This window comes from Marinobacterium alkalitolerans (assembly GCF_017776525.1).
Classification (GTDB): domain Bacteria; phylum Pseudomonadota; class Gammaproteobacteria; order Pseudomonadales; family Balneatricaceae; genus Marinobacterium; species Marinobacterium alkalitolerans.
The window spans coordinates 27,405-53,765 of sequence record NZ_JACVEW010000014.1 but is presented as its reverse complement, the minus strand read 5'-3'; the positions used below and the strand labels follow the sequence as shown (position 1 = coordinate 53,765).

The 26,361-nt window shown below is 58.7% G+C and carries 23 protein-coding genes; 10 read left to right on the top strand and 13 right to left on the bottom strand.

Annotated elements, in window-relative coordinates; translation table 11 throughout:
- The first annotated feature begins 43 nt into the window (after positions 1-43).
- Positions 44-2,137, top strand: a complete 2,094-nt coding sequence (locus H9C73_RS10235) for an SUMF1/EgtB/PvdO family nonheme iron enzyme (RefSeq protein ID WP_209287733.1) — start codon at positions 44-46, stop codon at positions 2,135-2,137.
- 13 nt (positions 2,138-2,150) lie between these two features.
- Entirely contained in the window at positions 2,151-3,563 is a 1,413-nt protein-coding gene (locus H9C73_RS10230; protein ID WP_209287732.1) for a DUF4139 domain-containing protein, read from the top strand.
- Here H9C73_RS10230 and H9C73_RS10225 read toward each other — a convergent pair.
- Positions 3,553-4,038, bottom strand: coding sequence for a tetratricopeptide repeat protein (locus H9C73_RS10225; RefSeq protein WP_209287731.1), 486 nt, complete (start codon positions 4,036-4,038; stop codon positions 3,553-3,555). The two genes, H9C73_RS10230 and H9C73_RS10225, sit on opposite strands and share 11 nt — an antisense overlap.
- Positions 4,039-4,219: 181 nt before the next feature.
- Here H9C73_RS10225 and cysK point away from each other — a divergent pair, with 181 nt between their 5' ends.
- Positions 4,220-5,188, top strand: coding sequence for a cysteine synthase A (cysK, locus tag H9C73_RS10220; RefSeq protein WP_209287730.1), 969 nt, complete (start codon positions 4,220-4,222; stop codon positions 5,186-5,188).
- Between the two features lie 57 nt (positions 5,189-5,245).
- Here cysK and H9C73_RS10215 read toward each other — a convergent pair whose 3' ends face one another.
- The 3 genes from H9C73_RS10215 to H9C73_RS10205 all read right to left on the bottom strand — a co-directional run bounded on the left by H9C73_RS10215 (position 5,246) and on the right by H9C73_RS10205 (position 7,848).
- Positions 5,246-5,449 (bottom strand): hypothetical protein, encoded by a 204-nt coding sequence (locus H9C73_RS10215; RefSeq protein WP_209287729.1) that lies wholly within the window; start codon positions 5,447-5,449, stop codon positions 5,246-5,248.
- A gap of 170 nt (positions 5,450-5,619) precedes the next feature.
- Positions 5,620-6,546 carry a Dyp-type peroxidase gene (locus tag H9C73_RS10210; protein WP_209287728.1) on the bottom strand — a complete coding sequence of 309 codons (927 nt, stop codon included), beginning with the start codon at positions 6,544-6,546 and terminating at the stop codon, positions 5,620-5,622.
- A 24-nt stretch (positions 6,547-6,570) separates the two neighbouring features.
- Positions 6,571-7,848 (bottom strand): tryptophan--tRNA ligase, encoded by a 1,278-nt coding sequence (locus H9C73_RS10205; RefSeq protein WP_209287727.1) that lies wholly within the window; start codon positions 7,846-7,848, stop codon positions 6,571-6,573.
- 131 nt (positions 7,849-7,979) lie between these two features.
- Between H9C73_RS10205 and H9C73_RS10200 the strand changes: the two genes are divergently transcribed.
- The 3 genes from H9C73_RS10200 to yaaA all read left to right on the top strand — a co-directional run bounded on the left by H9C73_RS10200 (position 7,980) and on the right by yaaA (position 9,413).
- Complete coding sequence (locus H9C73_RS10200; RefSeq protein WP_209287726.1) at positions 7,980-8,258, top strand: hypothetical protein; 279 nt, start codon at positions 7,980-7,982, stop codon at positions 8,256-8,258.
- A gap of 77 nt (positions 8,259-8,335) precedes the next feature.
- Positions 8,336-8,569: a DUF2789 domain-containing protein gene (locus tag H9C73_RS10195; protein WP_209287725.1), complete on the top strand. Its 234-nt coding sequence runs from the start codon at positions 8,336-8,338 to the stop codon at positions 8,567-8,569.
- A gap of 61 nt (positions 8,570-8,630) precedes the next feature.
- Positions 8,631-9,413, top strand: coding sequence for a peroxide stress protein YaaA (yaaA, locus tag H9C73_RS10190; protein WP_209287724.1), 783 nt, complete (start codon positions 8,631-8,633; stop codon positions 9,411-9,413).
- A gap of 90 nt (positions 9,414-9,503) precedes the next feature.
- On the opposite strand, the gene H9C73_RS10185 is transcribed toward yaaA, so the two are convergent.
- The gene (locus tag H9C73_RS10185) at positions 9,504-11,438 is read right to left on the bottom strand and encodes an FAD-dependent monooxygenase (protein ID WP_209287723.1); all 1,935 of its coding nucleotides are present in this window, start codon (positions 11,436-11,438) and stop codon (positions 9,504-9,506) included.
- 109 nt (positions 11,439-11,547) lie between these two features.
- Positions 11,548-12,438, bottom strand: coding sequence for a LysR family transcriptional regulator (locus tag H9C73_RS10180; RefSeq protein ID WP_209287722.1), 891 nt, complete (start codon positions 12,436-12,438; stop codon positions 11,548-11,550).
- A gap of 116 nt (positions 12,439-12,554) precedes the next feature.
- Here H9C73_RS10180 and H9C73_RS10175 point away from each other — a divergent pair, with 116 nt between their 5' ends.
- Positions 12,555-13,328, top strand: coding sequence for a ferredoxin--NADP reductase (locus H9C73_RS10175; RefSeq protein ID WP_209287721.1), 774 nt, complete (start codon positions 12,555-12,557; stop codon positions 13,326-13,328).
- 140 nt (positions 13,329-13,468) lie between these two features.
- On the opposite strand, the gene H9C73_RS10170 is transcribed toward H9C73_RS10175, so the two are convergent.
- The 5 genes from H9C73_RS10170 to H9C73_RS10150 form a co-directional block, all read right to left on the bottom strand.
- A complete protein-coding gene (locus H9C73_RS10170; RefSeq protein WP_209287720.1) occupies positions 13,469-15,622 on the bottom strand; it encodes a methyl-accepting chemotaxis protein in 2,154 nt (717 codons plus the stop codon).
- A 191-nt stretch (positions 15,623-15,813) separates the two neighbouring features.
- The gene (locus tag H9C73_RS10165; protein ID WP_209287719.1) at positions 15,814-16,662 is read right to left on the bottom strand and encodes a Tim44 domain-containing protein; all 849 of its coding nucleotides are present in this window, start codon (positions 16,660-16,662) and stop codon (positions 15,814-15,816) included.
- Positions 16,662-17,570 (bottom strand): DMT family transporter, encoded by a 909-nt coding sequence (locus H9C73_RS10160; RefSeq protein WP_209287718.1) that lies wholly within the window; start codon positions 17,568-17,570, stop codon positions 16,662-16,664. Before H9C73_RS10160 ends, H9C73_RS10165 begins: the two co-directional genes overlap by 1 nt.
- Positions 17,570-19,270, bottom strand: a complete 1,701-nt coding sequence (locus tag H9C73_RS10155) for a potassium channel family protein (protein WP_209287717.1) — start codon at positions 19,268-19,270, stop codon at positions 17,570-17,572. The genes H9C73_RS10160 and H9C73_RS10155 overlap by 1 nt, the downstream gene beginning before the upstream one ends.
- 3 nt (positions 19,271-19,273) lie before the next feature.
- Positions 19,274-19,657, bottom strand: a complete 384-nt coding sequence (locus H9C73_RS10150; RefSeq protein ID WP_209287716.1) for a DUF6394 family protein — start codon at positions 19,655-19,657, stop codon at positions 19,274-19,276.
- Between the two features lie 137 nt (positions 19,658-19,794).
- Here H9C73_RS10150 and H9C73_RS10145 point away from each other — a divergent pair, with 137 nt between their 5' ends.
- Positions 19,795-22,635 carry an insulinase family protein gene (locus tag H9C73_RS10145; RefSeq protein ID WP_209287715.1) on the top strand — a complete coding sequence of 947 codons (2,841 nt, stop codon included), beginning with the start codon at positions 19,795-19,797 and terminating at the stop codon, positions 22,633-22,635.
- Here H9C73_RS10145 and H9C73_RS10140 read toward each other — a convergent pair whose 3' ends face one another.
- Together H9C73_RS10140 and sbcB are read right to left on the bottom strand one after the other, a co-directional pair.
- A complete protein-coding gene (locus tag H9C73_RS10140; RefSeq protein WP_209287714.1) occupies positions 22,636-23,238 on the bottom strand; it encodes a hypothetical protein in 603 nt (200 codons plus the stop codon).
- Positions 23,204-24,658 (bottom strand): exodeoxyribonuclease I, encoded by a 1,455-nt coding sequence (gene sbcB / locus H9C73_RS10135; protein ID WP_209287713.1) that lies wholly within the window; start codon positions 24,656-24,658, stop codon positions 23,204-23,206. Before sbcB ends, H9C73_RS10140 begins: the two co-directional genes overlap by 35 nt.
- An 87-nt stretch (positions 24,659-24,745) precedes the next feature.
- Here sbcB and H9C73_RS10130 point away from each other — a divergent pair, with 87 nt between their 5' ends.
- Both H9C73_RS10130 and H9C73_RS10125 read left to right on the top strand, forming a co-directional pair.
- Positions 24,746-25,174: a YchJ family protein gene (locus tag H9C73_RS10130; RefSeq protein WP_209287712.1), complete on the top strand. Its 429-nt coding sequence runs from the start codon at positions 24,746-24,748 to the stop codon at positions 25,172-25,174.
- A gap of 61 nt (positions 25,175-25,235) precedes the next feature.
- Entirely contained in the window at positions 25,236-26,348 is a 1,113-nt protein-coding gene (locus tag H9C73_RS10125) for an EF-hand domain-containing protein (RefSeq protein ID WP_209287711.1), read from the top strand.
- Positions 26,349-26,361: the final 13 nt, after the last annotated feature.

Below are 26,361 nucleotides of genomic sequence, written 5' to 3'. Positions count from 1 at the left end.
ACCCCGGATAATGACGCTGTTGTACTAAGGAAGGCAGCACCTCATGGCTAATGCACATGAAAACGCGTTCAACGCCCTCAAGGACGGGCTGATCATTGGGCCCGAACACCATCGGTTCAAACTCCTCAGCAAGCAACGCGACCACTTTGCCGGTCAGCTGTGGCTGGCCGAAGACATCTCGACAGCCGCACGCACTCAGGTCAGTGTTCTGGTGCTCTGGCCCGTGCTGGCCGCGCACGCCGAATCCGTCAAGGTCATTCGCAAGCTGAGCCAGCAGAACCGCACCCTGTCTCACCCGCATGTTGCCAAGGTCTATGGCCACTTCAGCTGGCGTGGACTCGAATTTCTCTCGCTGGAGCACCTGGACGGTCAAACACTGTCGGACCTGTTTCAACGCAAACAGGCAGGCAAGCTGACCGACAAGCAAAAGCAGGGGCTGATCACCCAGATGGCCAAGGCCATCGCGCGCTACCCGGCCCCTCACTATCTGCTTGCCCCCGACTGCGTTTTTCTCAACACCGGCGGAGGGGTCAAGCTGTTCGGCTTCGGCTGGCGCCCGGTCATTGCACCTCTGGCCGACACCCTGCCCAGCAAGCCGGAATACCCGCTGTACCAGCCCCCGGAAGCCTTTCACGCGCACCCGGCAGCAGAACAGGCCGATGTCTTTGCACTGGCGGTCATGTGCTGGGAGCTCTACAGCAACAGGCATGCATTTCAGGTTTCAGATGGTGAGGCCTCCCGTTTCCAGCGTGAGCTCAAGGCTCTATCAGCACTCAGCAAATCGCAATGGGAGCAGCTGCGGCAGTCGCTCTCGCCCGAACCGGAAGAGCGCCACACTGACAGCATCGAACTGGTACGAGCCCTGTTTACCGAGACGACTCCGACGGACGAGAACGGCGAAATTGACGCCACCTCCCTTGAGGCCGGTGCCGACACGACCGAAGCGCCGCCTCAAGCCACGGACGCCACCGAGGCAGCCCCGGCTGCCACTGTAAATGAAGCAGCGCCCGCCGAGCCGTCGACAGCCCTACCAGAAGCCGCGACTGATACTGGCAAGCGCCGCCTCTCGCTGCATCTTCCCGCCTTGTCAGACCGCATCAAGCGCATGCTGATGCTCGGACTTGCCTATGGTCTGGGCCTTATAAGCGGTATCTGGCTGGCACTCCTGATGTATCAGGGCCAGCTCGACAATGTGAGCAGCCAGGCGCTGGCGCAAATGAAAGCCAATCGTGAGCTGCGAGCAGCGTTTGATTCCGTTGAGCAGGAGCGGGCGCGCCTGCAACAGGCACTGGACGAAGCCAGTAGCCGGGCCTCAGAACCAGAGGACAGCAGCCGGGAAACGGAAGCTGTAGTATCGGCCCGGGAACTGCGTGCTTCCGGCCAGCCGGCCCCCAACCTCACCCTGTTCCAGGATGAGCTTAAAGCAGGCGGCGTGGGACCGAAAATGGTCGTCGTTCCTTCCGGCCGCTTCCGCATGGGCGATCTGCACGGCCAGGGCGATGACAACGAATATCCGGTACACGACGTGAATATCGCGCAGAGCTTTGCCCTGGCGCGCCATGAAGTGACCTTCGCGGAGTATGACCGGTTTGCCGAGGCAACAGGGCGCCCCTTGCCGGACGATGAGGGCTGGGGACGCGGTTCACGCCCCGTCATCAACGTCACCTGGAATGATGCCAAGGCCTACGCTGACTGGCTGCGTGAGCAAACCGGCCAGCCTTACCGCCTGCCAACCGAGGCCGAGTGGGAATACAGCGCACGTGCCGGGACAGAAACCGTGTACTGGTGGGGGGATGAAATGCGGCCCGGCTATGCGGTTTGTGATGGCTGCGACCCGGAATGGGGCGGCAAGAGCACCGCGCCAGTGGGCAGCGTACGCGCCAACCCCTGGGGCCTTTTCGATATGAGCGGCAACGTGGATGAGTGGGTCGCTGACTGCTACCGCCCCGACTATACTCAGGCCCCTGACAACGGGCAGGCCGAACAGCTCAGCGGCTGTAATCAGCGCGTAATGCGTGGCGGTTCCTGGTTTGACATTCCCCGCCTCACTCGGCCCGCCAGCCGCTACCGTCATCCGGCCACGGCCTCGCGCAACAGCTGGGGCTTCCGTGTAGCCCTGGACCTGACGACTCAATAAGGAGCCCCCAATCATGACGACTCGCCTGCTACCCCGTCTGCTGGTAACAACGGGCCTGTTAACGGCCAGCGTCACCAGCGCATCGGCGCTGGTACTCTCCGAGGAAGAGAGGACCGCCCTTGGCCTGACCCTGTATCAGCACAATCTGGCGCAGGTAGACGAGCAGCGTTCCATCCCTGCCCTGCCAGCCGCCTCCCCGGTCCACCTGACCGGTGTCAGCCCCCTGATGCTGCCTGAAACGCTGCAGATCTCGGGCGCGGGCAGCCTGCTGGAGCAAAGTCTGCAGCAGAACACGCTGGAGCTGAACCAGCTGCTGCAGCAACAGATCGGCAAGACCATTCAGCTCAAGCGCTTCAATCCCGCAACCGGTATCGACAGCGAGCGGCGCGTGCGCCTGCTCCGAGTGCAGGGTCAGATACTGCTGATTGAAAATGAACAGGGCCAGGTGGAAACGCTGCCCATACATAATGGACAGTGGCGATTGGCGGTAACCCCGGATGCGCCCTATGCGCTCAAGCCAAGGCTCACCTTCCAGACCCGCGGAACAGATAACAAAGGCACGGCACAGCTGCGCTATCTGACACGCGGGCTGAGCTGGAGCATGGATTATGTGCTGTCTCTGGACGCAGAGGGCCAACAGCTGGATCTGCAGGGTCTGGCCAGTATTCAGAACGATACTGACCAGCACTGGCCATCCGCGACCATCAAGCTGCTGGCCGGAGAAGTCCACGAACCGGAGCCCGGCTACCGCATGGAACAGGTCCAGTTCATGGCGCGTGCAGCCAAGGCGGATGCAGCCGGCGGGGCATCCCGCTCCAGCATTCAGGACTATCATCTTTATACCCTGCCCCAACCCCTGAGTCTGGGCCCTCAGGAGCGCAAGCAGGTACCTCTGATACAACAGGACGGTATCGCCGCCGACATCCGCTACCAGCAGCAGCTGCAGATCAGCACACATCAGCAGGCCCCGGTTGAGGGTGCCACCCCGAATGTTGTGCTCCGCTTCGAGGCACCTGCCGTGCGCGACAGCAAAACCCCGCTGCCTGCAGGTCAGGTCAGAGTCTTCCGCCCCGATACGGAAGGCCAGCCACAGTTTGTCGGCGGAAGTCGACTGGACGCAACGGCCGCCGGTGACGAGGCAGAAGTGCTGCTGGGCCAGGCTTTTGATCTGGAAGTGGAATATGTTCAGACGGCGTTTCGCAAGGTCTACAACGGGTACGAGGTCAGTTACACCGTCACCTTGCACAACCGGGCCGAAACATCTCGCTCATTTGAGCTCAACGCACAGGCCCCGCTTCCGTTCAACCTGATCGAATCAGAGCTGGCTCCCGCCAATACCTACGCATCAGGCCTTCAATGGCTGCTGGAACTGCCGGCTCAGTCCAGCCGGACGCTCTCCTTCAGTCTGGAGCTGATCAGGCCTTGACGTCGGGCAGGGGCTGCTGGCGCTTGCGCCAGCACTCCGCCCGAGCCGGATCGATCGCCGCCCCCAGCACCCCTTCATCATAGACCTCGATCATCCGCTTAACGGCCAGCGGGTGGCCCTGCTCCCCGGCACTGCGATAGTAGGCCAGCGCCTTGACCGCATCAGGGCGGAAATAGGGCTCAAACCCCTGTTCATAGATACGCCCCATCTGATACTGAGCCCGGGCATCGCCCAAATCGGCCGCACGCTCCAGATAGATACCGCCCTGCACCCGACTGGCATGATCTTCACCACGGAAGTGCAACAGGTGGCCGTAGGTCGAAAGCGCTGAACAACTGCCTCCTTCGGCCGCCACACGGAACAGTTTCATGGCCATGCGGTGACGCAGGCGAGAGCGCTTGAACAATGGAAAGTGAAACAGCCGTGCCGCCAGCCAACCGAGCAGAGGGGCGGTCACTCGGGTCAACAAACGCATTCGTTATATCTCCAGGCACTTAGATCTTTATTTTTTATAACAATATGGTAAAAAAGTCTGACACAAGCAGGCATTGATCGTTACACTGAACTATACCTGTTGTCAGCCTGATAGCTGAAGGCAGTTCTGACACCAGACTGTTCCATTTTACAGAGTGCGCACTAAGGGAGTTGACTCGCTAATGAACATTTATGAAGACAATGCGTTGACGATCGGTAATACCCCGCTGGTTCGTCTCAAGCACCTCTGGCCACAGGGCAATCTGCTGGCAAAGGTGGAATCGCGTAACCCGGCCGGCTCCGTCAAATGCCGCATTGGCGCCAACATGATCTGGGCGGCGGAACAGGAAGGCCGTCTGAAACCCGGCATGACTCTGATCGAACCTACCAGCGGCAATACCGGTATTGCACTCGCGTTCGTCGCCGCTGCCAAGGGATACAAGCTGGTCCTGACCATGCCCTCTTCCATGTCGCTGGAGCGCCGCAAGCTGATGAAGGCACTGGGTGCCGAAATTGTGCTGACCGAACCGCCCAAGGGCATGAAAGGTGCCATTGAAAAAGCCCAGCAGCTGGTCGATGAAAACCCGGATCAGTACCTGATGCTGCAGCAGTTTGAAAACCCGGCCAACCCGGCCATTCACGAGCAGACAACCGGCCCTGAAATCTGGCGTGATACCGACGGTCAGATTGATATTTTCGTTTCCGGGGTTGGTACCGGCGGCACCCTGACGGGCGTGTCACGCTACATCAAGCGTCAGCAGGGCAAGGCGATCAAAACCATCGCCGTTGAGCCTGAAGACTCCCCTGTTATCTCTCAGACGCTGGCAGGCGAGGAGGTCAAACCGGCGCCACACAAGATTCAGGGGATCGGTGCCGGCTTTGTGCCCAAAAACCTGGAACTGGATCTGGTCGATCAGGTTGAGCAGGTCAGCAATGAAGAAGCGATGGCAACAGCTCGCGACCTGATGCAAAAGGAAGGGATCCTGTGCGGCATTTCCTGCGGTGCGGCGCTGACTGCAGCCCTGCGCGAGGCGCAAAAGCCCGAGAATGCCGATAAGCAGATCGTCGTGATTCTGCCCGACTCCGGTGAGCGTTACCTGTCATCCGCTCTGTTTGAAGGCATGTTTACCGAGAACGAAACCGTTCAGTAAGCCCAACGAAAAACAGCCGCATCAGCGGCTGTTTTTTCAGTAGTAAAGCGACAACACTCAGCTCATCAGCTCGCGTACCTGCTGGTGGCTCGGGAAGCTGCTCAGGTCACGAACCGTAACCGCCTTGTCGCCTGTGCGGGTCAGGATATAGGAGCTTGGCTTACGCGCGCTGCCCTTGTACACACCACTGACCTCGAAATTCTCACCATCCACTCCAAGGATCGCAATCTTGCGTTCCTGAGTACCTGTCTGCGTTTTCATGCTTTGCCCTACCCTAGATTTATTATGTAGTTTTATTACATAAAGGATAGCCTAAATTTCGATTTTGACAAGTCCGTGAGGGTTTCTTTGTCATTTGATGACAATCGCGACAGGGCAAAGGAAGGGTGCAGTAGCGGCCCGGATGCAGGCCGCTACGGGAAGGGGGTAGATCAGGCCAGCTGTTCCAGCCAACCGTTGGACGGCACAAAGAAAGCCGCGCCAGTCACGGCACGGGTAAATTCCAGAATGCGATCGGCGCGCCCTTCCTCGTCACCTTCGACCATACTGGTCAGCATGCGCTCATAGTGCTCCGGCGTTCGGCAGGTGCTGACAAACATCAGCCCCTTACGCTGACTGTCACCGTAAGGCATGCTGTGACGCAGAATCTCCATGGATGTTCCATCCTCACGCTTCAACGACGTGCGCTTGGTATGCGCATGCGGAGATTTCTTGTCGCCCGGATATTCGATGTTGTCATCCTTGGTACGGCCGTACGCATCTTCCTGCTGCTTGACGCTGAGGCGCTGCCAGGCAGAGAGGTCATGTTCATAGCGCTGCAGGTGTAGATAACTGCCACCGGCGAATTCAGGGTCCTCGGCCCCTACCAGGGCAACTTCAAGACGGTCCTCTCCTTCGGGGTTCTCAGTGCCGTCAACGAAACCGGTCAGGTCTCGCATATCCCGGTAGCGGAAGCCATGAATCTCTTCCACCAGCTCGGCGGCATCTTCAAGGCTTTTTACAATCTCGGCTCCCAGGTCAAAGACCGCGTCATACTGGTCCGCTCGCACGATAAACAGAAGATCAACCGGAGTGGAAGGCGCCACCCGCTCACCATTCTCAAGCGCCGGGAAGGCACGCAGCAGCGCCGGGCGCTCCTGCGGGTTCAGCCGATCCCAGTAGGCAGAGCCCACACCAAGCGTCAAATGCAGCCGTGCATCGGGAAAACGCTTGCGGTACGCCTCGACGCGTTGCGGCATGGCCGCCAACACGGAGCGGACCACAGCCAAAGCATCTTCGTTGTGTGTCTGGTTAAAGGTCAGAAACAGGGCATCCTTGCTGGCCTCAGCAATCACGCCCGACTGATAGGTCTCTCGCATCGCTCTCTCCTTTGCATGCGCGCCTCAGAGCAGCGCAGACAACTCTTCAGTCAGCAGCTCCAGCTCGTTCTGAGCCTTCTGCCGCGCTTTCTTTTTCAGTTTTTCGACCTCTGCCGTCTTTTCGGCAACCAGTGCCCTGGCGGCAGCCGCCTTGTCGTCTGCCTGCTCAACCTGGTCCAGCAGCGGCTTGATCTGCATCAGGATCGCACGGCGGCGCCCTTCCTCGGCGCGTGCCAGCTCCTCGGCCGATTTTTCCTTCTCCTTGGGAGCGCTTTGCTGCTGAACAGGGCCGTTATCGGTCAGGGAACGGATACCCACGGCATGACGTACACGATCCAGGAACGGCGCCGAATATTCACGTGCGCGCTCGGCCCCCTTGTGCAGAATCGCTTCCACCTCACCCAGGTCGTTCATCAGCTCGTTATACCGCGCACGGGGTTCGCTGAGCTTGGCATCCATGAACTCGAACAGCTCTTTCTTGGCATCCCCCCAGGCGATCCCTTCCAGGAAGCGCTGGCGCATGGCCGCACTCTCGGTTTCATTACCGAAGCAGCGGTACAGGTGCATCAGTGTGTTATCCGGATCCTTGGGTTCGCCCGGTTCACGGGTGTCCGTCACGATCTGGTTAATCAGCTTGCGCAGTTCATCCGCGCTGCAGAACAGGGGGATGGTGTTGTTGTAGCTCTTGGACATCTTGCGTCCGTCCAGCCCCGGAATCAGCTGGGTCTCTTCATCGACCTGCGCCTGCGGCAGCGTGAACAGCGGCTCGAACAGGTGGTTGAAACGGCCCGCGATATCACGTGCCATCTCGATGTGCTGTACTTGGTCCTTGCCGACCGGAATGATGTCGGCATTGAACATCAGGATGTCCGCCGCCATCAGAATGGGGTAGCTGAACAGGCCCATGGTCACGCCATCGTCCAGGTCTTCCTTGCCCGCATCACGGTTGGCATCGACGGACGCCTTGTAGGCATGGGCGCGGTTCATCAGGCCCTTGGAGGTCTGACAGGTCAGAATCCAGGTCAACTCGGTGATTTCGGGAATATCGGTTTGACGGTAAAAGGTGGCCTTGTCGGTGTCCAGGCCCAGCGCCAGCCAGGTGGCGGCAATTTCACGTGTGGAGCGTGCAACCCGCTCTGGTTCCTGACACTTGATCAAGGCATGAAAGTCAGCCAGAAAGAAGTAGCTGTTGAAGTTGGGGTTTTCACTCGCTTCAATTGCCGGCTTGATTGCGCCAAGATAGTTGCCGATGTGGGGGGTTCCGGTCGTTGTAATACCGGTCAGAACGGTTTTCTTAGTCATCATTTACTCGTCAGTCGATTCATCCTGCCCGGGTCTGGGATGACCCTGCACTTCGCAAAAGGCTATGATACACAAGTTGGCTTTCCAACGCGCTGTGTAATGCTCAACTGATACGGAGATCGAACCGGTTTATGGATGAATACCTGCCTTCATTGATTACCCTCAGCGGGTTTGTCGTACCTGCTCTTCTGCTGCTGTTACTGACACGCCCACTGACACCGGCCACGCTGGCCTACCTGATGGTCATCGCAGCACTCTGCCTGATGGGCGGATTCCTGTTTGCCGCCGGGACCATTACTGTACTGGAACTGAAGGCAACACCCATCGCCAACTCCCTGCTGGTCCTGGCGGGTGCGGTTTTGAGCCTGATGCTGCGACAGGCCATGAAGGCTCGGGAAAAGACTGAGTAAAATAGTCAACTTTTGACAATTGGCCCGACATGGCCATAATGAAAGTGTCAAAACCGACCACTGATTCGGAGGCACACATGGACACATCCACCCATACGTTTACAGCCCTGTTCGAGCAACTGGGGCTCGACAGCGACAAGGATTCCATTGAGCAGTTCATTCGCACGCACCAACTGTTCAGCGATGAAGTGCCTTTGCACGAGGCTTCCTTCTGGAGCGAGGCGCAGGCCGAGTTTCTGCGCGACGCCATCACCAGCGATTCTGACTGGGCAGAAGTGGTGGATGAACTGAACACCAGCCTGCACGCCTGATTCACATATCGGAGCGGGTGCGCCCGCTCCCTGAACTATTTTGATCGAGGATTCGCCACAGATGCTGACACTGGTCTCTCCAGCTAAAACACTGGACTACGACTCGCCGCTTGCCACTGAAACCCACACCCAGCCTCGTTTTACTGAACATTCAGCCATGCTGATCGAAACCCTGCGCAAGCTGTCAGTGCAGGACGTGGCGGATCTGATGAAGCTGAGTGACAAGTTGGCCAGCCTCAACGTGGCGCGGTATGAAAGCTGGCAATCGGAACACGATCTCAATAACGCCCGCCAGGCGATTCTGGCCTTCAAGGGCGACGTCTATACCGGTCTTGATGCGGAAAGCTTCAGCGAGGACGACTTCGCCTTCGCACAGGACCATCTTCGCATTCTGTCCGGGCTGTACGGCGTGTTGCGCCCACTCGACCTGCTGGAGCCCTACCGCCTTGAGATGGGCACCAGGCTGAGCAATGCACGGGGCGATAATCTGTACCATTTCTGGGGTGACCTGATCACCGAATCGCTGAACGACGAGCTTGAGCAATCCGACACGGATGTGGTCGTCAACCTGGCCTCCAACGAATACTTCAAGGCCGTCAAGCCCAAGGCCCTTCGCGCCCGCCTGATCACGCCGGTGTTCAAGGACTACAAGAACGGTCAGTACAAGATCATCAGCTTCTACGCCAAGAAGGCACGCGGCTTGATGAGCCGCTATATGATCCAGAACCGGATTGATACGCCTGAAGACCTCAAGGCGTTTGATCTTGAGGGGTACTATTTCAGTGCCGATGAGAGCAAGGGCGATACCTGGGTATTCCTGCGCGACGAGCCGCCCGCGAAGTAAGGGCCGCAACCCTCGCTACAGAATAGATACAAGGGGGCGCAGGCCCCCTTTTGAGTGAGCACGGGACGCTGTTTGCGACGCCCCGGAACATCATTTCGGTTCAATCATGAAGACATCAAAAAACTGCGACAGCGCTTCATGGTCACTCACCGGCAGGATGGCCGCGATATGCTGGTCGGGCCTTACAACCACGACACAGCCCTGAGCGCGATCAATCCCGCGCAGATCAAAGATGTCGTTCCCCTCTTCAGCGTGGAATACTTTTTCATAGTCACGCAGGCCAAACTTCCCTTTTGCCGGCCACAGGTAGTCCTGCATCTCCTGCACCGACAGGTCCTGTTGCTGGAAAACAGCATAGGTATCGAACACCGCATCAATGTCAGCGCCCTTCGGGGTATATTTCTGTACCGGTGAAGACGGATCATTGGCCAGGAAATCGATGAACTGATAGGCCGCTGAAGCGGGGTCTGTCGGATCCTGCTTATCACCAAACAGAAAAATGCGCCAACGCCCGTCGGCTTTTACCAGATGCCCAAGGTGCTGGACCCTGCCGTCAGCAACGCGCGTGGCCTCCGCCGAATGGAAGCGCTGACCGATATGAAAGCCCTTGGCCAAATGCTGATTTTCCTGCCCCGTACAGATATAGGACGGGAAATACTCTATGGATGTGCCGGCAACAAAGCCGCTTTGCCGCTTCATGAAAGCTTCAATCTTGGCCGTGTCGACCTTTGCCTGGTGGGAGTTATCGTCGGCAGTCGGTCGTGTGGCCACCAGCCTTGACAGCTCGCGGTCGGCGTCAATCAACTGTTGTGCCACTTTGCGCCGCTCCGGGCCGTAGGTGCTCAACAGCCTGGGATGGCATTTGCCCTGAAGTACTGCCGCCAGCTTCCAGCCCAGGTTGAAGGTGTCCGGCAGGGAGGTATTCAGGCCCCAGCCGCCCTTGGGGCTGTGCGTGTGGCAGGCATCACCGGCCACGAACCCCCGGGGTATAACGTCTTCCGGGCTGTCCAGGGGACGATTGTCAAAGCGTTCGGCAATGCGCTGACCCACCTCGTAGATAGACCACCAGGCCACCTGTTTCACATCCAGGGTATAGGGGTGAAATATCCTTTGCGCCTTGGCGATGAGGTCTTTTTCGGTCAGCTTCACATCCGCAGCACGCTTGTCCTTCTCGAGCAGGTCCAGCTCGACATAGAACCGGCAGAGGTAGCCACCTTCACGGGGAATAATCATGACTGCGCCATGATTTTTCGACTGGACAAAGCTTTTGACACGGATATCCGGGAAGTCCGTGTTCAACAGAATGTCCATCACGCCCCAGGCTTTATTGGCGGAATCGCCCAGCAGGGGAATCCCCATGCTTTTGCGCACCTTGCTTCTGGCACCATCGGTACCAACGACGAAGCGTGCCTTGACGGTTTCTGTTTTTCCGCCTCCTGCGTCGTTACTGCGCTTGAACGTGGCGGTGATGGGGTAAGCCTCAAGGTCCTGCGTCAGGCTGTCATCAATGGTCATTTCCACCAGTTCACGGCTGTAGTGCGGGCGCAGGTGAGTGACAGACCTTTCCATACCGTCCAACAGCAGTTCATGCAAACGGGCCTGATTCACAATGCTATGGGTGAACTCGGACAGTCCGGCTCGGGCATCCGGGATTTTGTGTGTGCGCTTGATGTTCTCGGGGTTATCCTTATCCGGCTCCCAGAACGCATTCTGTTTCAGCTGGTAGGCCTCTTTCACCACCATTTCGCTGCTGTTGAAGGCTTCCATGATCTCAATGGTGCGACAGGAGATGCCGTCAGCACGCCCGAACAGCAGAGGGCCGGGCTCCATATCAACAATGCATGTCTTGATATCAGGAAACTCGGACAGCTGCCGTGCCATCGTCAAACCCGCAGGACCGGTGCCAACAATCAGTACATCCACTTCACCGGGCAGATCCTCTATCGGCGGGTTGGGGTAAGGCTCTCTCACCTCATCGGGAATCTCGTAATTGCCGGGTTTGAACCCATTCAGATGATATTGCATCACTCGATTACCTCACTTATGCCCTGCAATCACTGCAGACGGGAGTCAGGGGTCTACTTAACAAAATAGACGATATGACTTGTACCGACATCTGCTTCAATCGGTTTGGTTACCCCCTTTCACGCTGATGCAGACAAAGCTCAAGCCAGGCGTTGATACCCGCGCTGCGGTATTTCTGCTTGTGAATGATGAGGTAGAGCTGGCGGCTGAAATCCCGGCCGGGCACCTGCAAACGTTTCAGGCTGCCACGGTTGAACGCATCGGTCAGCGTTATCATCGACAGGCAACCAATGCCCAAACGCGCTTCCACCGCACGTTTGATGGCTTCGGTATGCTGCAACTCAATGGCAATGGTCAGATCCGGCAGCAGCCCCGACATCGCCCGATCAAAGGTCTGACGGGTGCCGGAGCCGGCCTCACGCAGTATCCAGCGGGCCTCGAGGAGATCAGCATCGGAGACCCTCTGCTGCTGCGCCAATGGATGCTCCGGGTGGCAGAACACCGTCAGCTCGTCCTGTCGCCAGGGCAGGATGTCCAGATCCGGATGGTTCAGTTCACCTTCAATCAGGCCAACATCCAGCTCGAAGTTCAGCACCCGCTCAACTATGTTTCGAGTATTGGCAACGTCCAGTTGCAGACTGGCTTTCGGATAGCGATCCATATACTGCGCCATCAAGCCTACGGCCAGATAGTTGCCGATGGACAGGGTGGCCCCCACGTTGAGCGGGCCGGCTTCGGCGTGCTGCAGCAAACTCTGCTCAAAATCACGGGCCTGCGCCAGCAGCGCTTCAGCTTGGGGTCTCAGTAAACGGCCCTGCTCATTCAGCTGAAGGCGTTTACCGATACGGTCAAACAGCTGCAGCCCGAACTGGCTCTCCAGCTCTTTCAGTGAGCTGCTGGCAGCACTCTGGGACATGGCCAGCTCATCGGCTGCACGGGTCAGGTTCTGCTGATGAGCGATGGCGACAAACACCTCAAGCTGGCGCAGTGAGTAACGCATAACGAGCCTTTTTCGATAAAACCGAATACAGATATCAAAACAACCTGATTTATCGATATTTTGGAGGGCGCTAGTATTGTCTGCAAGGTCAATTTATACAGGAAAGCAGTAGAACCATGAGTAACCTGATCCGTGAAACAGTGACAAGCGTGCACCACTGGAACGACACCCTGTTCAGCTTTACCACCACCCGGAACCAGGGTCTGCGTTTTAAAAATGGCCACTTCACCATGATTGGCCTTGAAGTGGATAACAAGCCTCTGCTGCGCGCCTACAGCATCGCCAGTGCCAACTATGAAGACGAGATGGAGTTCTTCTCCATCAAGGTTCAGGACGGGCCGCTGACCTCACATCTGCAGAATCTGGCCGTGGGCGATGAACTGCTGGTCAGCAAGAAGCCGGTTGGCACTCTGGTGACCGACAGCCTGCTGCCGGGCAAAAACCTGTATCTGCTCAGCACGGGGACGGGTCTGGCGCCCTTTTTGAGCATCATCAAGGATCTGGATGTGTACGACGAGTACGACAACGTGATCCTGACGCACGGCGTACGGTATGTGTCCGAACTGGCCTATCAGGACCGAATTCAGAATGAACTGCCGAACAACGAATATTTCGGCGATATCGTGCGTGAAAAGCTGATTTACTACCCGACCGTGACCCGTGAGCCCTTCCGCAATCAGGGCCGCCTGACCGATGCCATCACGACCGGAAAGCTGACGCGGGATATTGGCCTGCCGGATCTGAACCCGGAAACAGACCGCTTCATGCTGTGCGGCAGCCCGGCGATGCTGAAGGATTTGACGGAAATTCTGGATGCGAAGGGCTTCAGGGAAGCGCGTGCGGGTGAAGCCGGTCATTACGTGATTGAGCGGGCATTTGTCGAAAAGTAAGCAAGCCGACAGCGCTGATTACTCTTCACAAAGCAGCTGTAATGCACCGTTTTGTTGAGCCATCCTCTTTGCTTGCACTCAAAACAGGGAGGCCCGCTCGGGGCCTCCTGAATGCTCGAAATAGTCAGACTAACAGCGCGTTACTTGTTTACCGAGCTCACCTCAAAGGCACCCACCAGCTGTTGCAGCTTGCCTGCGGTCCCCTTCACCTGATCCGAACTGAGCTGCAGGGCGCTGAAGGCCTCGTTCATGCGCGTGGTAATTTCAGCGACCGAGCGGGCGTGACCACCATGCTCCTGACTGTGCTGATCGATATGCTTGATGATGTCGAACATCTCCGCCACGGTATCGTGCAGCTCCGAATTGTCGGAGGTGGACTGCTCAGCCAGCGTCAGACTGCGGTCCACGTCTTCCACACCGGATTCCATGAACCGAACGGCTTCACTGCTTTCGGTCTGAATGCGTTCAACCCGCGCCCCGATTTCGCGTGCCGCCTCATCAGTCCGAGCCGCCAGCCCTCGCACCTCGTCAGCCACAACCGAGAAGCCACGGCCATGCTCACCGGCACGTGCGGCCTCAATCGCAGCGTTCAGTGCAAGCAGGTTGGTTTGCGCCGTGATATCGGTAATGAGTGTCACGATTTCATCAATCTCGGTGGTGCGCTCATTCAGCGCCTGCACCCGCTGGGCCGAGGTCTGCACGATATCGCGGATCGCCTGTGTCCCTGAGCGCACGGATTCAAACTGCTCCCGCGCCTGGCGCACAACCTTGTCCATCGCTTCTTTCATCACTTCCGCCGTCGACGATGCGCGGCTGATTTCGGTGAGCTGGGATTCAACCAGCGACAACATCTGCTCGGCGGCCTGATCCACCGAGCCGGCCGCTTCCAGTGCAACCTGGTTGCGTGCCTGCATCTGCTCACTGTTTTCACCCACATCGCCGGAGGCGCGAATGACCTGCCCGACAATGCTGTCCAGGTTATCGACAAAACTGTTGACCCAGCGCGCCAGGTCCCCCGTTTCATCCGCCACGATTCCTTCGCTGTCCAAACGCTGGCGCAGGTTACCCTGCCCCTCCGCAAGGTCACGAATCACGCCTGTCATCTCATCCAGCCGACGAGACAAAGGCTTGAGCCCGATACGCCAGAACAGCAGCACCGACAGCATCACGAACGCAAAGTTGATCAGCATGCCGGTCAACTGTCCCAGCCCGAGCCAATACTGCAACCCATAGCTGGCGCTCAAGCCCAGCCCCAGTGATGCGGTCAGGCTGCCGAACATGCGCGTGCTGATGGAGCGGCGGCGATACACTTCCTCCAGATCGGACTCGCACATCATGCCCCAGCGGTCACGCGAACCCGGCATGGTGAAAGTCACGCCCTTGCCGATGACCGGGATATGGCGATAGTCAGAGTAGCCCGGGTAGGCAACGTAGAGGTTGCTGCCTTTACGAATGGTCTCGCGGACACCGGGGTGCAGCTTGCCGGTAGCCGGGTCGGTGAAGCGAATCTCGAACTCGGTATGCTCGCGGACCCCAACCGTGCCCCACTTGGTGTGAATGCCGCTTTTCAGGTTTTCACCGTGTGAGAAGGTATCGTCTTCAAAGCGTGAGCGTGACAGTGCGATCCCCTGCTCAATGGAGGGGTCAAAGCGGGAGTCCACCATGAACAGGTAGTTGTCGCCCGACTCGGGGTAAATATGACCGGCTTCACGCTGAATCAGGTCGCCCAGCACGTCGTTGGGTACCCGAGCACAGACCAGCCCCAGGGTTTTGCCGTTCCTGATAACCGGCTGGTAGAACATCAGCGTCACCGCATCGTGGAAGCGCGATGAACTGGGCCCCAACTGAAGCGTCACCTGATCACGATAGGGGCCATGCAGGAAGGGCGCTTTCAAGCCCTCCTTCACTGCCGCGGGGTTCAGATCATTGGCCCCGGTGCGTCCATGTGCACTTGAGAGCAGAACGCGTCCGGTCGTATCCACATAGGCCAGCTCGGACCAGTCCACGGCCTGCTGCATCTTGTGACGAAAGAGTGTTTCGTTGCTCTTAGGGTGCTCGGTATCGACCTGCTCCGCCAGTGATTCCAACAGCTCCCACTGGGCCCCTGCCCAGTCCTTCAGCAGTTTGACTCGAATCTCGGCCACGCTTTCAAAGGTTTGCTCGACAACCGGCAGCTGACGCCGATTCAACCAGCAGGACCAGCGCATGGCCAGTTTGCCGGTACCCCCCAGCCAGGGCAGCCAGTGTCGTTCAGCCTTGGACAACTGCATCTGAGAGCTTTTGAGTGTCGTCATAGATTACTTCTCCCGAAACACGATAAGCTCTCATTAGCAATAACTGCGCCAAATCAGTGCAACGTGGATAAAGCGGATCAGGATGACGACACTTGACCAGAACGGTCGGCAGAAATGACTCTTGATGGTGCAAAATGCTTCAAAAATGCACCAAAAAAAGGCGAGAAAGCGTACTTTCTCGCCTCCGGGGATCAGGCTTGCTCAATACCCACGATTTTCCAGTCGGCGTTGTCCACCTGCATATCACGGTGCAGGTGCCAGATTTCACTGAATTCAGTCAGGGGCTGACCGGATTCGGCAATCCAGCCATAGAAGTGAACGCTGGCCACCACGTGATCACCCTCATCCATGAAGTTGACCAGCTCTGCCATAACAGACTCAACGGCAGTATGCTGTTCGGCCGGCAGCTTGGCACGCTCACGCTGCAGGGCCTCAAACATCTCGTCCGACATGTAGTCCCGGATTTCGCTCCAGTCCTGCGTATCCCAGGCTTTCTGCAGATGAATAAAGTGCTGCTGAGCCCCGTCCACAAAGGCTTTTTCGTTAAACCACTCAGGCAACGTCAGGCGCGCTGATGCGAGGCCGGGGTTGCCACCCAGGCCGCCAAAGCGCGCCGGTGCCGGTGCGGGTTCAGGCTGCTGACGCGCCATGGTGCCTCCGGGCATGGCATACGCCGGCTCCCGCTGAGGCTTGCGTCCGGCAAAGAGCTTGAACAGCACAAAGCCGATCAGACCAATCAGCACGATGTCCATCAACTGAATGCCCTCGAATGCGCCCCCCATGAACAGTGCTGCCAGCAGGCCACCCGCCAACAGGCCGCCCATCAGGCCACCAAAGCCACGTGATTTGGTTGCCGTGTTGGTCGTGGTACCAGTCTTGGCAGCGGTTTGTTCCCGGCTGGGAGCCGGTGAGACTTTTTTGGTTGTCGTATACGACTTGCCAAAGCTTGAGCCGCCACCCAGGCGTTTGGCTTCTGCCACGTCCGGCACCATCGCCAGGCCAAGCACGAGGGCAAAAAAGGTTGTCATCAGGGTTCGCATTATGTCTCCTCAGGTGTGGTACGTCCCAATCGGCGCAGTGCCTGCGCCAGAATTGCAATATAAAGCCCGGTAAATATCAGTACGACGCCGACCAGGTGATAGAGCCCGAGGCGCTCACCCAGAAAAACCGTCGCCAGCAGCAAGCCGAACATGGGCATCAGGTGTATGAACAGGCCCGCCGTCGGTGCTCCCAGTCGCTCAACCCCCAGGTTCCAGAACAGGAACGCCAGTATTGACGCGAAAACTGACATATAGAGCACCGTCAGCCAGAAGGGTTCCCCGCCGGGTACCGAAAATTCTCCCCCCTGCTCCCAGAGCATCACCGGCAGCAGCACGACGACACCCACCAGCACGGAAAAGCCAAAGAAGGTCAGCCCGTCCAGCGCCTTGGGACGCCAGCGCAGACTGAGGGTGTAGGAGGACCAGCTCAGCATGGCCAGAAAGATCCAGAGGTCCCCCTGATTGAACGCAAACCCGGTCAGAGTGCCAAGCTCTCCCCGGCTGACCAGCACCAGCACGCCCGCCAGTGACAGCCCTACGCCCAGCCACTGCCGCATGCTGGCACGTTCACCAAAGAACAGTGCCCCCAGCAGCAGAATCATCACCGGTACGGCTGACTGCATCAGCATGGCATTGCTGGCCTGGGTGTACTGGACGCCAAAGTAGACCAGCGTGTTGAAGCAGGCCACCCCCAGCACGCCCTGAAGGCACAGAATGGGCAGGTTATCCCGCAGGATGTCCCGCTGGCGCCAGGCGCGTGGCAGCCACCAGGGGAGGATCAACAGCAGCGCAATCCCCCAGCGCAGAAAGGCCAGCGTGACCGGCTGCATCTCCAGATGGATGGCACGGGCCAGCACAAAGTTGCCGGCCCAGAACAGAGTCGTCAGAATCAACAGCAGATAAGGCATCAAGCACTCTCTTGATCATGGCGGCGAACAAGTCGAGCCAGCAGACTATGGGGCGGGTCTTCGCCGGTCAACAGATAATGAAGTACGTTGTAGTTGTTCACGCTCCACTCCATCTGGCGTTTGGCCGAGGACAGGCCGCAGAACAGGATCTCGTCGCCTTCCTGCAACTCGTGCAGCTCACCGGGGAGCAGCTTGATCGATTCGCCGCTTTTGATCAGCAGCGGGAAGCAGGCCAGCTGTCGATCACGTTGGCGCGGATCCTTGCCCAGATAGCGCAGGCTGATGCTGCGCTCGTCCATCAGCGCCATGACTGCCGGTGCCGTTGACGGGGTAACACTCACCGCCCAGCTGTCCAGCTCCTGATCCCCCACCACACTGCTCATGCGGTTCACCAGCGTATGAGCCCAGACATCATCACGCAGCTGCAGCTGTTCCAGAAAGCGTGCCAGCAACGGCGTCTTGAGCTGCGCCAGAATGCGGTTGGCGATGATGCGACCGGGCTCCATCACGAAATCACACCGACTGTTGCGGAACACCAGACTGTTTTCATGCAGGTTCTGACGCACGACGGTGGTCAGCTTCGGGTTCAGCTCCCGGGCCGTCATGATAATGGACAGGTTATCCGCATCGTTATCTGTACCGGCGATAATGCCTACGGCGGTTTCCACCCCGGCTTCACGCAGCGTATGGGCCTCGGTGCCCACGCCTACCACCGCCTGCTTGACGGCCGCCAGGTTACCGGGGCTGGGATCGATGATGGTCATCTCCATCTCTTCGGCCGCAAACGCTGTCGCCAATGCGCGCCCGAATCGACCATAGCCACAGATAATCCAGCGCCCGGGCACATGCTTGTAGGCACTGGAGAGGGTGCGATGGCGCGGATTCATCAGCCAGTCGAACACCAGCAGCTTATGGGGCGAGCGGGCCGCCAGCGCCATATATTCGGCATAGGCCCTGAAGGGGTCGACGATCATATCGGTGCCGAAGGACGCCATATTGGCCGTGGTCACTTCGGCATTGGTCCGTGTAATCACCTGGCGTTTGGGGGCCAGCAACTTGCTGGCTATCGCCACCGAAAGATTGACGTTGTCGTTATTGGTGAGGGCCAGCACTCCGATACAGTGCGAGTGCTGCAGACCGGCGTGATCAAGAATATCGGGCAGTGAGGCATCGCCACAGAGGGCCGGCACGGGGATCTCCAGATTATCCAGCTCCAGCGCATCAATCCGGTCCTGTTCGATATCAATCACCACCGCACGTATTCCGCGATTGACCAGCCGCCGCACAACGATACTGCCGGTTACGCCGTAGCCACAGACCAGGTAAAAGGGCTCTCTCAGGTTACGAACGTGATTGCGAAAGCCGCGCAACCGCATCAGACGGCCAAACATGGGCTCCTGCAACACCGCCAGTGTCTGTCCGATCCCGTACAGCCAGCTGATCACCGTCGCGTAGATCGACAGGGTCACCCACATGCGCTGGGCATCCGTGAACTCGTAGGGCAGTTCGCCAAAGCCGATAGTCGTGCCCATGTAGGACACGAAGTAGAAGGCATGGAAAAAATCCATGTACCAGACATTCCCATCCGCATCCCGGCCGGGAATCAGCGTCATGCCGAATACGGAAATGGCGTACACCGTAATCAGCGTGATCAGCGGCGCCCTCAGGCGCCGCATGAACAGGAATACCAGGTTATTCATGGTTCAGCGCCGAACCAGTGCGGTTTCGACCACCAGCAGAATCACTGAAATCAGGTTCGCGACCAGCGCGCCGGCAGCGAAAGAGACCACACTGGCCATCATTTTCGGCGTCATGCCCGTTGCGGCCACCTGCTCCCCGTAGCCCCAGAAGACGGCAGCAATCACCAGCTGTACATCGGCCACCAGGCTGGTGGCGAGCATCAGGGCACCGAGATGGGTGCGGTCACCAAACTTGAGCACGGTACAGATCAGGCTGACGACCAGTGCGGCGAAAAGCTCAAAGACGTCATGGTGCTCGGCATTATCAATTTCTCCGAGCACAAACCCGAAGTTCAGCGTCAGCGCCAAGACGATAAAAAATGCAAAGATCACCTTTTCGCGGTTCATGGTCAGCTTCCCTATCCTGTAGACTTCGAAGAATTGTATAGGCTGGCCGGCCACTCTGCACGCTCCCGGACACGGGAACCCATCCGGCAGATGCCTGTCTCAGATGTTCGTACACGTTTCCGGTCGAGAGAGGGATAATGATTCAACTGCGACGCGCCAGCATCCTGGTCAGCCTGATTCTGTTTTTGGTGGCAGCGGCAACCGTCCGTGCCGAGATCATCACCAGTCCTCTCGAAGCGCGCCAGTTCAAGGCACTGACTCTGCCCAACGGTCTGGAAGCCGTGGTGGTATCGGACCCGAGAGCTGACAAGACCGCCGTGTCGTTGAATGTCGATGTGGGCTCCAACGCCAACCCTGAGCAGCGGCCGGGCCTTGCCCACTTTCTGGAGCACATGCTGTTTCTGGGGACCGAGAAGTACCCCGAGGCCGACAGTTACCAGCATTTCATCAGTTCACATGGCGGCAGCCATAACGCCTTCACCGCCTACGAAGACACCAACTACTTCTTCGATGTCGAAGCCTCTGCCCTGCCGCAGGCGATCGACCGCTTTGCACAGTTTTTCATTGCCCCTCTCTTTACCCCCGAGTATGTGGATCGGGAGCGCCATGCGGTGCACTCCGAGTATCAGGCCAAGCTGAGGGATGACGGCCGTCGCATGCACGAAGTGGCCAAACAGGTGATGAACCCGGAACATCATTACAGCCGCTTCATGGTGGGGAGTCTGGATACGCTCTCCGACGCTGATGACAGCACCATCCGTGACGAGCTGATCCGGTTTTATGAACGCTATTATTCTGCCAATCTGATGACGCTGGCCGTGGTGGGTCCTCAGCCTGTTGAAGAACTGGAAACACTGGTGCGTTCACACTTCAGCAGTATCGAGAATCGCGCCGCCACCCCTTACACCGACACTGTCCCCCTGTACCCGGACGACCGCTTACCGGCGCAGCTCAATATCCAGACCCTGCGCGAAACACGCACCCTCAGCCTGAGCTTTCCGGTACCGGCCACCCGTTCGCACTGGGAGCAGAAGCCCCTCTATTACATCGGCAGCCTGATCGGCTATGAAGGGGAAGGCAGCCTGCTGGAGTTTTTCAAACAGAAAGGACTGGCCCGCGGGCTGTCTGCCTATCCGGCCATGGATCTGCCGGGACAGGCCATGTTCCGTATCGATATTGAGCTGACCGAGGCCGGCTGGGACGAAATCGACGCCATCACCAGCTGGACCTTCAGCTTCATCGAAACCCTGCGCCAGCAGGGAGTTGACCCGGCCCTGTATAACGAAGAGCGCAAGCTGGCCGAAATTCAGTTCCGCTTCGCTCAACCCGGCCAGCCTACGCACACCGCCATGCGCCTGTCGCAGGCCCTGAAGCGTTACCCTACCGAGTACCTGCTCAAGGCCGACTACCATCTGGGCGAGTTCGATGCCCAGTTGATTCAGGCGTACCTGAACCGACTGACGCCGGATAACCTGTTGCTGACGCTGGCGGGTCAGGACGTTCAGACGGACCAAATCGAGCCGCGCTATGAAACGGCCTACAGCCTGACGCCGATTCAGCCCTCACGCCTGCTCTACTGGCAGCACCCGCCCGTGGAAGCGGCGCTGCACGTACGTGCAAGCAACCCGTTTATTCCGGAGCAGCTGGAGCTGGTCGAGTCCGAGCCGATGGAGACCCCCATCGCGGCCTGGGCCAAGCCCGGCGCCGTACTCTGGTACCTGTCCGACCAGACATTCAAGCGGCCCAAGGCTGACTTTTACTTCACGCTGCTCTCACCGGTCGCCAACCAGTCCCCACGCCATGCCCTGCTGGCGGAGCTCTATACCCGGATGGTGAAGGACCAGCTGAATACCACGCTCTATGATGCCAGCCTGGCCGGGCTGTCCGTTGACCTCTACCCCCACCTGCGCGGCATCAGCCTGAAGCTGTCCGGTTTCAGTGACCGCCAGCCGGTATTGCTGACCGCCGTACTTGAAGCGATGAAATCGCCCGATATGAATACTCGTCGCTTTGCGCGCATCAAGCGCCAGTTGCGCGAGCAGATTGAAAACAGCCGCCAGGACAAGCCCTACGAACAGGGCTTCAGCCACCTTTACCAGCACCTGCTGGGCACCTGGTCGACAGAGCAGAAACTCTCAGCGCTGGAAGATCTGACGCTTGATGATCTGGCCGGCAGCTATCACCAGTGGTTGAAACCGGCAGAGCTGCGCCTGTTTGCCCACGGCAACCTCAGTCGAGAAACGGCCACCGCCATGGCAGCACAAACACGTGAGCAGTTGCAGCCCGATGTGATGGGCTGGCAGGCCGAAAAGCCCCATATCCTGACACTGCCAACAGGCGAGCCCCTGATCGACAGCTTTGCCACCCAGCACAGTGATGCATCGGCCCTGCTCTACCTGCAAACCCCGAATGACAGCCTGCGTACCCGCGCGGGCGTGGCGCTGCTGAGTGAAATGCTGTCTACCCCCTTCTATTCGACGCTCAGAACCGAGAAGCAGTATGGGTATATCGTCTTTGCCCGTTTCATGCCGGTGCGTGAGCGGGCCGGTCTGGCACTGGTGGTCCAGTCACCCTCAACCGATCCCTACACCCTGGCGTACGAGTACAACAGTTTTCTCGAGCGCATGTCCGGGATGATTGCCGAGATGGATGACGCCATGCTGGAGCGTTACCGGCAGAGCCTGCTGGCCCGCATCAATCAGCGTGACACCAGCCTGACGGATCGCACCAACCGGCTCTGGCGGGAGCTGGACCGAGACAATATCGAGTTCGACACCCGTGCGCGCCTGAGTGAGGCCGCTCAGCAGGTGGACCGTGATGAGCTCTTGTCTCTGCTGGATAAACTGCTGTCACGCCAGTTGCTGATTCGCAGCTTCGGTGAAACCGTGGAGGCGGAGGTCAAGGAACAGGCACTGAGTGATGACGACGCACGACTGGCGCAGTTGAAACGGGACCAGCTGGGGATCCCGGCACAGTAATTACTGCGCCGGCTCCTCCACGAAAATCCGTCCAGGCCGCAGGGGACCAGAGGCTGCATCCTCTTCACTGCCGGCCTGGCCCTCGCTGGGCTGCGGCATGGCAGAAGGCCCTTCTGTCAGCACTTCAAGCCCGTCGCCCGCTTGCCCTTGCCAGACGCTGTCCCCGGTTTGATTTTCTTCCAGATAGACGCCCGGTATCTTCTTGACCTCTTCCGTACACTCGTTCTGGAACATGCAGCGGGCAATCGCCACATCAATCCGGATCTGCTCGAACACCTTGTGCTCGCCACGCAGCTCAGGCTCGGGATCAGGCCTGACCACCACCTCTTGAATCGGCGGCGGATCAGACGGATACACAAGCTGCACCGGAGGCAGTTCAGTGTCTTCATTGTGATAGGCCACCTCACGCATGGGTTCGCGGTCGATATCGCCTCGGTCCATACCTTCATACACATCGCGACCGTGCGTCATCCCGGTTGAATAGCCGTCAACAGGGGTCACGTCATAGGGCTCCAGCTCCTGCGCCGTCAGAGTCAGTGGCAGCAGGCCCAGTACTCCGAGCAGGTAGCTAAAAGATTTCACCGGGGTAGATCGACTCGGCATAGAGTGCCAGCTCCTCCAGTATGTGGCGGTCCCGTTCAGACAGATCCGGGTTCTGCGCCAGCGTATTCAACTCTTCCGACAGTTTGGGGAAGCTGTAACAGCCCGCCTCGCCCTGCAGGAGCTTACGGCTGCGGTATTCTTCCCAGTGCTGTATCTCTTCTTCCGTCAACGTGTGCGGGAAGTTGCGTGCCTTGTAGCGCAGCAACATCTCCTCCAGACGCGGGTCCTGGAACGCCAGATCCAGCTGATCCAGATGATTGGGGTCAGAGATTCGGACCTGCTCGATCAGGCTGCGGTCATGATCAGAAAAAAAGCCGCCGCTGTAGAGCATGTGGTCCGGATCACCGTCAGATTCAAAGCCGCTATCGGTAAAGATATCGGCCACTTTGGCCGCAACTCCAGTGGCAGAACGCAGTATCTGCAGATGCTGGCGGCAGGTGTCACCGTCAATCTGCAAGCGATCCGCCTCCACTTTGGTGAGCATGCCCGCCGGCGCAATGATGGGGCACTTGTTGGCCAGCACCTGCTTCAGGGGGATACGGGGCGCATCCGGGGGCAGCTGGTCATGACGGGTAAAAATCAACTCCCGCAGCTGCTCCACGCTCAAGTCGAGCAAAGGTGTAGGGTCTTCGCGCAGATCCCACACCAGCGTGCTGTTACGGTTGGTCGGATGCGCCGCGACCGGCGCCACGATGGCGGCGTTCCCCCACCCCGCCGGATAGCGGGAGGAGATGTGCAGCACCGGCTTCATGCGTGCCACATCCAGTTGCGCCTGAATGGCGCGCTTGCCCCGATTGCGCAGCACATACTCAAACAGCTTGGGCTGGCGTTCTTTCACCAGTCTGGCAACCGCAATGGTGGCATACACATCCGACAGGGCATCGTGCGCACTGCCATGATCAATGCCGTTGGCCTTGGTCAGATCCTCCAGCCTGAGGCTGGGGGTTCCGTCTTCATATTCCGGCCACTCGATACCTTCGGGGCGCAGTGCGCGTGTCAGGCGCAGCATATCGATGATATCCCAGCGCGAGCAGCCGTTTTGCCACTCCCGTGCGTAAGGGTCGTGAAAGTTGCGGTACAGCGTATAGCGGGTGACTTCATCGTCAAACCGGATGCTGTTGTACCCCACCCCGCAGGTTCCCGGAGCTGACAGCTCGGCATGAATACGTGCGATAAACTCTGCCTCACACACGCCTTCCTGAAGTGCGGTCTGGGGCGTAATACCGGTGACCAGGCAGGCCTGAGGGTGCGGCAGGACATCCTCGGAGGGACGGCAGTACAGCATAAGAGGCTCGCCGATAATATTTAAATCGGCATCCGTCCGAATACCCGCGAACTGTAGCGGCCGATCCCGAGCCGGATCGGTGCCGGTCGTTTCGTAATCATGCCAGTAAAAGGTCTCGGTGCTCGCCTGTGCCATCTATTCGCCGTCTCGACTTTTCAGTTGGGGAATGCTTAGATCTGGAAAGCCGCCAGATTAACACTTCAGCCTTGAGGGATCACGTGCATGCTGACTGACGACAAGGACATGGAAACACGCTGCCCCTGCGGTTCGGGCAAACCCTTTGCCTTCTGCTGCCAGCCGGCACTGACCGGTCGCAAGCCCGCGCCTACCGCGGAAGCACTGATGCGTTCCCGTTACAGTGCCTTTGCTCTGGGCGCCATCGACTACCTGATCGAAACCACCGCCAGCCGCAAACGCTCACCCGGCGATGCGGAGCTGCTGGCCGAGCAGACCCAGGTCACCACCTGGACCGGGCTGGAAATCGTCAGCACCGAGCAGGGTGGCACCAATGACACGACCGGCATGGTCGAATTCAAGGCCTCCTTTGACAGCCCCGAGGGCAGCGCCATTCTGCACGAGCGCTCCAACTTTGAACGTGAAAACGGCCTCTGGGTCTACACCGACGGTGAGGTGGAACTCATTCCCGCCTGAGCCCGACTAAACCTTTTTCGGTTCCAGCCGATACCTCTGGTAATACCAAGAGGGGTTGGCGATGCAAATTCAGGGCTTTCAGCTTGAGCTACAGGGGCAGCGAGAGTACGCACGCACCGAGCAAGAGCAGCTTCAGATGCGTATCCGGCGGGCGGAGGCGGCGCAGTCACAGGCCGAGCAATCTTCTGCCTCAGCTCGCCCCGACGCCGCAGGCCCCGCCCCCACCTACTCGGCAGATGGCCAGTCTGCCAAAGAGACGCCTTTTTATATTCCCCCTGCTCCCGTCATGATCAGCGCCGCCTCGCAGCCACTGACGGAAGATGGACTGCAGATGAGCCAGGATGACCGCTTGCGCCTTGAGATCATCAATCGACTGCATCAGGCCATGACCGGAAAGTCACTGGGCGGCATCAAGGTCGGAGCCGACGCACCGACCGACACGGGTCAGAAAGAGCAGGCTGCCTTGAACCTGTCGCGCAGTGAAGAAGCCCCCAGCCTCGAAAACGGCGGGCTGACACTGGAACTGACCCGCACCTTCAGTGCCAGCGAACAGGAAGCCACCGCCTTTTCGGCGCAGGGCACCATCCTGACGGCCGATGGTCGCCGTATCAGCCTTGATCTGGAACTGCGCATGGAGCGCTCTGCCGAAACGCACCAGCGACTGAGCGCCACCCTGGGCGGTCGCCTGCAGGACCCGCTGGTGATCAACTTCGATGGTCAGAGTGCATCCTTGAGCAACGCACGCTACGAGTTCGATCTGGACGCCGACGGTCAGGTGGAGATGATCCCGGGCCTCAGCGGCAACCGGGCGTTTATCGCGCTGGACAAAAACGGTGACGGCCAGATCAACGACGGCAGCGAGCTCTTTGGCGCCATGACCGGCGACGGCTTCGCCGAGCTGGCGGCCTATGACGATGACCGGAATGGTTTCATCGACTCGGGCGATGCCATCTTCAGCCAACTCAAACTCTGGGTCCCCAACAGCCAGGGTGGCCAGCTGTATGACCTGCGCAGCCAGGATGTGGGAGCCATCATGGTCTCCGGCACACCCACCGAATTTTCCATCACCCCCGACTTCACCGAAAACCGCCTCGGAGTGATCCGTTCCACCAGCATTTTCCTATCAGAATCAGGAGGATCGGGGACGGTTCAACATGTTGATCTAAGCGTGTAACCAACCGCCAGCC

What these genes read in the sequence shown, in the direction of transcription:
- H9C73_RS10235 (WP_209287733.1), top strand. Translation starts at nt 44, where the DNA reads ATGGCTAATGCACATGAAAACGCGTTCAACGCCCTCAAGGACGGGCTG.
- H9C73_RS10230 (WP_209287732.1), top strand. Translation starts at nt 2,151, where the DNA reads ATGACGACTCGCCTGCTACCCCGTCTGCTGGTAACAACGGGCCTGTTA.
- H9C73_RS10225 (WP_209287731.1), bottom strand. Translation starts at nt 4,038, where the DNA reads ATGCGTTTGTTGACCCGAGTGACCGCCCCTCTGCTCGGTTGGCTGGCG.
- cysK (WP_209287730.1), top strand. Translation starts at nt 4,220, where the DNA reads ATGAACATTTATGAAGACAATGCGTTGACGATCGGTAATACCCCGCTG.
- H9C73_RS10215 (WP_209287729.1), bottom strand. Translation starts at nt 5,449, where the DNA reads ATGAAAACGCAGACAGGTACTCAGGAACGCAAGATTGCGATCCTTGGA.
- H9C73_RS10210 (WP_209287728.1), bottom strand. Translation starts at nt 6,546, where the DNA reads ATGCGAGAGACCTATCAGTCGGGCGTGATTGCTGAGGCCAGCAAGGAT.
- H9C73_RS10205 (WP_209287727.1), bottom strand. Translation starts at nt 7,848, where the DNA reads ATGACTAAGAAAACCGTTCTGACCGGTATTACAACGACCGGAACCCCC.
- H9C73_RS10200 (WP_209287726.1), top strand. Translation starts at nt 7,980, where the DNA reads ATGGATGAATACCTGCCTTCATTGATTACCCTCAGCGGGTTTGTCGTA.
- H9C73_RS10195 (WP_209287725.1), top strand. Translation starts at nt 8,336, where the DNA reads ATGGACACATCCACCCATACGTTTACAGCCCTGTTCGAGCAACTGGGG.
- yaaA (WP_209287724.1), top strand. Translation starts at nt 8,631, where the DNA reads ATGCTGACACTGGTCTCTCCAGCTAAAACACTGGACTACGACTCGCCG.
- H9C73_RS10185 (WP_209287723.1), bottom strand. Translation starts at nt 11,438, where the DNA reads ATGCAATATCATCTGAATGGGTTCAAACCCGGCAATTACGAGATTCCC.
- H9C73_RS10180 (WP_209287722.1), bottom strand. Translation starts at nt 12,438, where the DNA reads ATGCGTTACTCACTGCGCCAGCTTGAGGTGTTTGTCGCCATCGCTCAT.
- H9C73_RS10175 (WP_209287721.1), top strand. Translation starts at nt 12,555, where the DNA reads ATGAGTAACCTGATCCGTGAAACAGTGACAAGCGTGCACCACTGGAAC.
- H9C73_RS10170 (WP_209287720.1), bottom strand. Translation starts at nt 15,622, where the DNA reads ATGACGACACTCAAAAGCTCTCAGATGCAGTTGTCCAAGGCTGAACGA.
- H9C73_RS10165 (WP_209287719.1), bottom strand. Translation starts at nt 16,662, where the DNA reads ATGCGAACCCTGATGACAACCTTTTTTGCCCTCGTGCTTGGCCTGGCG.
- H9C73_RS10160 (WP_209287718.1), bottom strand. Translation starts at nt 17,570, where the DNA reads ATGCCTTATCTGCTGTTGATTCTGACGACTCTGTTCTGGGCCGGCAAC.
- H9C73_RS10155 (WP_209287717.1), bottom strand. Translation starts at nt 19,270, where the DNA reads ATGAATAACCTGGTATTCCTGTTCATGCGGCGCCTGAGGGCGCCGCTG.
- H9C73_RS10150 (WP_209287716.1), bottom strand. Translation starts at nt 19,657, where the DNA reads ATGAACCGCGAAAAGGTGATCTTTGCATTTTTTATCGTCTTGGCGCTG.
- H9C73_RS10145 (WP_209287715.1), top strand. Translation starts at nt 19,795, where the DNA reads ATGATTCAACTGCGACGCGCCAGCATCCTGGTCAGCCTGATTCTGTTT.
- H9C73_RS10140 (WP_209287714.1), bottom strand. Translation starts at nt 23,238, where the DNA reads ATGCCGAGTCGATCTACCCCGGTGAAATCTTTTAGCTACCTGCTCGGA.
- sbcB (WP_209287713.1), bottom strand. Translation starts at nt 24,658, where the DNA reads ATGGCACAGGCGAGCACCGAGACCTTTTACTGGCATGATTACGAAACG.
- H9C73_RS10130 (WP_209287712.1), top strand. Translation starts at nt 24,746, where the DNA reads ATGCTGACTGACGACAAGGACATGGAAACACGCTGCCCCTGCGGTTCG.
- H9C73_RS10125 (WP_209287711.1), top strand. Translation starts at nt 25,236, where the DNA reads ATGCAAATTCAGGGCTTTCAGCTTGAGCTACAGGGGCAGCGAGAGTAC.